This is a genomic window from Aquiflexum sp., from assembly GCF_977115555.1.
On record NZ_CDSBKL010000511.1, the window covers coordinates 1 to 2,540 of the forward strand.

At 43.3% G+C, this 2,540-nt stretch carries 2 protein-coding genes; one reads left to right on the forward strand and one right to left on the reverse strand.

What is annotated here, in order from left to right:
- Positions 1–350: 350 nt before the first annotated feature.
- On the reverse strand, positions 351–2,129 hold the full coding sequence (locus ACZFYI_RS18915; protein ID WP_462525677.1) for an acyl-CoA dehydrogenase: 1,779 nt from the start codon (positions 2,127–2,129) through the stop codon (positions 351–353).
- Between the two features lie 195 nt (positions 2,130–2,324).
- Between ACZFYI_RS18915 and ACZFYI_RS18920 the strand changes: the two genes are divergently transcribed.
- Positions 2,325–2,540, forward strand: a 216-nt coding sequence (locus ACZFYI_RS18920) for a hypothetical protein (protein ID WP_462525678.1), incomplete at its 3' end; no start/stop codon positions are given.

The window sequence follows — 2,540 nt, forward strand, 5'->3', positions numbered from 1 at the left end:
TGAAGGGGATGTGTTGAATATGGCCCTTTTTGGGAAAACCGCTAAGCAATGGCGGGATGAAAATCCTAATGAAAAGGGAACATCAGGGATTTTGCTACTATTGAACAACTGGTGGTTTTATCCAATATGGAAAGTACCAATGCACTGCTGATCCATCAGGGCATAAACCAAATTGAAAGACTTTTACAACTTAACAAAATGGCCATCACCCAGATGAAATCACTTTTGGGACATAGGCTATCTGTAAAGAAATTGAAATGAAAGAAAAAGACCTCAAACATACACATCAGCAAAATTTGAATTGGCTATCTGGGTGATGCTTTAACTTCTGGTAGTCCAAAGTGAAATAATCAAAACCACTCACCTTTCATCTCCACAGTCAGGATATCTTCCGAGACGAGTCTTTTGCCTAGCCCATCCATTTTTACCAATTCATATTCGAAGAAATATCGAAGTGCCATCAATTTTCCCTGATAAAAATCCTTGTCTTGACTGTTTGAAATCAATACTTTTTGGGAGGTAATCCCTTGTCTGAGCCATTGCCAAGAAATACACAGGATACCGATGTATTCCAGATAGAGAGTGGCATCCGCCAAGAATTCCTCCGGATTTTTAGAGGCTTTCCCAAATATATGGAAACTAGTCTGCTGTGCTTTTTGGAGGTATTTTTCTAATTTTTCTGCAAAGGGAATCATACCCTCAATTTCTTTTGCTAAGGCAATGGTTTTCATGATTTCAGAAGCCAATAGCTGAAGGGCTTTTCCTTCCTGCATCAAGACTTTTCTTCCTAAAAGATCCAATCCATGGATCCCAGTAGTCCCTTCATGAATAGGGTGGATACGGGCCTCCCGATAATATTGTTCCACAGGAAAGTCTGTTGTATATCCTGCACCCCCCAAAACCTGAACCGCGGCAGAAGTAGTCAGACAGCACATTTCGGAAGGGTAGGACTTGGCTATTGGGGTCAATAGATCAAGCAAAAGTGCTGCTTCTTCTTTTTCTTTGCCTTCAGCCAAATGGACAATGTCACCTAAGGTGGCACAATAAAGCAGGAGGGAAAGTGCACCTTCTGTCACTGATTTTTGAAAGAGCAACATGCGTTTTACATCTGCATGTGCGATTATGGGAATTTGAGGTTTAGCAGGGTCTTTTTCACCGATTTTTCGTCCCTGAGGCCTTTCCTTGGCATAAGCCAATGAAGCATAATATGCCGCTGTGCCGATTGCCGCTGCATTCATTCCCACCCCAACCCGGGCTTCGTTCATCATCTGAAACATGTAGGACAATCCTTTATTTGGTTCCCCGACGAGATACCCTTCTGTCCCCTCATTGGATCCGATCATCAGGTGTGCTATAGGTGCTCCCTTGTAGCCCATTTTGTGATAAATCCCTTCGGTCAAAACATCGTTCGGTTCATTATTGGATACTCTTTTCTGGGGAACTACGAATAAGGAAATTCCTTTTACTCCGGCAGGAGCGCCTTTGATGCGGGCAAGCATGAGGTGGATCACATTTTCGCAGGCATCATGGTCTCCGCAGGAAATGTAAATTTTTTGACCCTTGATTTTAAAAATCCCTTCCTTTTCGGTAGGAATCGCCAAAGTACTCAGGTCAGTCAGCGAAGAACCGGCATCCGGTTCGGTCAGTGCCATGGTTCCCTGCCATTTGCCATTATACATGTTTGGAGTAAATGTTTCGATCAGTTTCTGGTTGCCAAAAGTCCGTATAAGGTTTGCAGCTCCGGTGGTAAGAAAAGGGTAAACAGAACTGGAATAATTGGCGGCCTGAAAAATAAAGCCTGCAGCAAGATGGATGGTATTGGGCAATTGTTGTCCTCCTTCTTTATAGCTGAAAGTGGCATTGATCCAACCATCTTCCCCAAACTGCCTGACAATCTTTTTCATTCCTTCATGGACCTTGATTTTGCCGTTGACAAGTTTGGGCTCATTTCTGTCCATTTCAGTCAATAAGGGAAAAAGGGACTGAGTTGCTATGCTATCAGCAGCCTCCAAGACCATCTCAAATGTTTCCTGACTATGGTCTTCAAAGTACTTGAACCTCGTCAGATCAAGCACTTTTAGGTTTTCGAAAAGCTGAAATTGAAGATCGCGTTTGGAGTAGAAGGGCATGGATTGAAGGGTTGTAGTTGTTATAATGGTTCTAATTGTAGTAAATGTTGTCAGGTTGTCAAGTTGTCAAGTTTCGTCACCCTGAGGCACGAAGGGTTTATAGGCTTTGGCTTTAGTGGTTTTAAATGTTATAGTAGTAGTAATTGTTGGCTTTATTGTCGGCTTTCCCGTCATCCTGAACCGCAGGCTGCAAAGGTGAAAAATCTCTCTTTGCCGAGACACTCCGCCGCGGCGGCGGAGGGTGTGATAAAGTTTGTCCGGTTTGCCCAGTTTTTGTTGACTCCTTTACAACTCGACAACACCTTCAGCGGACAACTTGACAACAGCTTTAGCCGACAACTCGACAATATTTTTACCAACTTGAAAACAGCTTCAGCGGACAACCTTTTAGACCAAACTCCTGATCACCTT